The organism is Dietzia sp. CW19 (assembly GCF_014145265.1).
Taxonomy (GTDB): Bacteria; Actinomycetota; Actinomycetes; order Mycobacteriales; family Mycobacteriaceae; genus Dietzia; species Dietzia natronolimnaea.
On record NZ_JAALEE010000227.1, the window covers coordinates 1 to 2046 of the forward strand.

The 2046-nt window shown below is 71.8% G+C and carries 2 protein-coding genes; both read right to left on the bottom strand.

What is annotated here, in order from left to right:
- Positions 1-194 precede the first annotated feature (194 nt).
- Complete coding sequence (locus G6021_RS07540) at positions 195-1430, bottom strand: MFS transporter (protein ID WP_179525571.1); 1236 nt, start codon at positions 1428-1430, stop codon at positions 195-197.
- Positions 1427-2046, bottom strand: a 620-nt coding sequence (locus tag G6021_RS07545; protein ID WP_182610231.1) for a M20/M25/M40 family metallo-hydrolase, incomplete at its 5' end; no start/stop codon positions are given. The genes G6021_RS07545 and G6021_RS07540, both read right to left, overlap by 4 nt.

A 2046-nucleotide genomic window follows, 5' to 3' on the forward strand; every position in this document is an offset into this window, starting at 1 on the left:
GCCTCTGCGGCGGCCTCGGCCTCGGGTGGGACGCGGTCGTCCGCCGTCTCGGCGGTGGGGTCGGTGGTCTCTGGGGTGCTGGCGGCGGTCTCGACCTCGTCGCCGGCGGTGGCGGTACGGTCCTCGTTGTCGTTGCTCATGAGGTGACTCATGCTACGGCGTCGGAGGCCCCGTTCGCGACACGGCGGCGCAGGTCACTCCCCCGTGGTTCCCCGGACCAGGTGCTCGTGGGTCTCTCTGGCGACGAGCCACGGGACGACCGCGGCCAGCAGCAGACCTCCGGAGAGTGCGAATCCGGCGGTGTAGCCGAACAGGTCCACGACGAGACCCACCAGCACCGGGCCGAGGATCGCACCGGAGTCGCTGGCCATCTGGAAGGTCGCGAGCACCTTCCCGCCCGCGCGATCCGCTCCGATCACGTCCGCGACCGAGGCCTGTTGTGCCGGGTTGAGCACCCCCGCCCCCATGCCCGCCACCACCGAGGCGGCCACGAGGAGCGGAACGGTATCGCACCAGCCCAGCACGAGTGTGGACACCCCGGACACCAGGAGGCCACCGATCACCAGCGGCCGTCGTCCGTACCGGTCGGACAACCACCCGGCCACCGAGATGACGGCGGCGGTGCCCACCGCGAAGGAGGCGAGCGCGGTGCCGGCGATCCCCGCACCGGCGTCGAAGTTCGCGGCGGCGAAGAGCGGGACGATGGCCACCCGTACGCCGAAGGAACTCCATCCGTTGACGAAACTCGACACGAGCGCGGCGCGGTACCCGCTGTGGCGGAGTGCCTCGCGCACCGGCAGCGCCTCCTGCTCCTCCGTCCCGTCGTCCGCCGAGGGCCGGCGGCCTCCCCGGAGGAACACCGCCACCACTCCGGTCGCGACGAGCAGGGTGAAGGAGTAGACGAAGAACGGCACCCGCATCCCGAAGCCGGCGAGCAACCCGCCGAGGACCGGCCCGCCGATGTTGCCGATGAGGAAGGCGGTGGCGTAGAGCCCGGCGATCCGTCCTCTGGCTCCGGGTGGCGAGAGGCGGGTGAGCAACGCCATCGCCGAGATGGTGAACATCGTCGACCCGAGTCCACCGAGTCCCCGGAACACCAGCAGCTGCCAGTAGGTCTGGGCGACGCCCGTGGCCAGGGTCGACACCACCACGATGAGCAGGCCCGACATGTAGACCCAGCGTTCGCCCAGACGGTCCACGAGGAACCCGCCGGCGGGAGCGAACACCAGGCGGAAGAACGCGAACGCGCTCACGACCACCGACGCGGCGGTCACGGAGACGTCGAAGCTCCGGGCGTACTGCGGGAGGACGGGTGCGACGAGACCGTAGCCGATCGCGACGGCGAAGGCCGCCGCGACCAGTACCCACACATCGGCGGGTAGCGGTGTTCGCGGCTGCGCGGTCCGGCTACCCGAGAACGGGCCCCTCACGCCGACCGGAGCACACGGGCCAGGACATCGGCGCCGAAGTGGAGCGCGTCGACGGGGACCCTCTCGTCGACGGCGTGGAAGTGGCCGAAGACGTCGAACTCGTCCGGCACCCGCAGCGGGACGAAGCCGTAGCCGTGGATCCCCAGCGGAGCGAGGTGTTTGTTGTCCGTGCTCGCCGGCAGCAGGTACGGCACGACCAGGGAGCCGGGGTCCGCCTCGCGGACCGCCTCCCGGATGACCGAGACCAGCGGGTCGTCGGCGGGCGCGGCGATCGGCGGTTGCCAGATCCAGTCGACCGCCACGTCGGGTCCGAGCTCGTCCTCGATCTCCGCGCGGAAGGTCTCCTCGCCACCGGGCAGGACGCGGCAGTCGATCTCGGCGAACGCCTCGGAGGGGATGACGTTGGTCTTGTACCCGGCCGACAGGACGGTCGGCGAGGCGGTGTGGGAGAGCGACGCCTCCACCAGTGGGCCGAAGTGCCCGAGCACGTCGAGGTGCGCGGGCAGGTCCGCGACGTCACCGCTCGACCCGGCGAGCTCCCCGACCGCCGCGGCGAGGGCGGTGTTGGCCTCCGTGGGCGCGACGGGGAAGTGCCGGCTCGCGACCCGGTGGACGG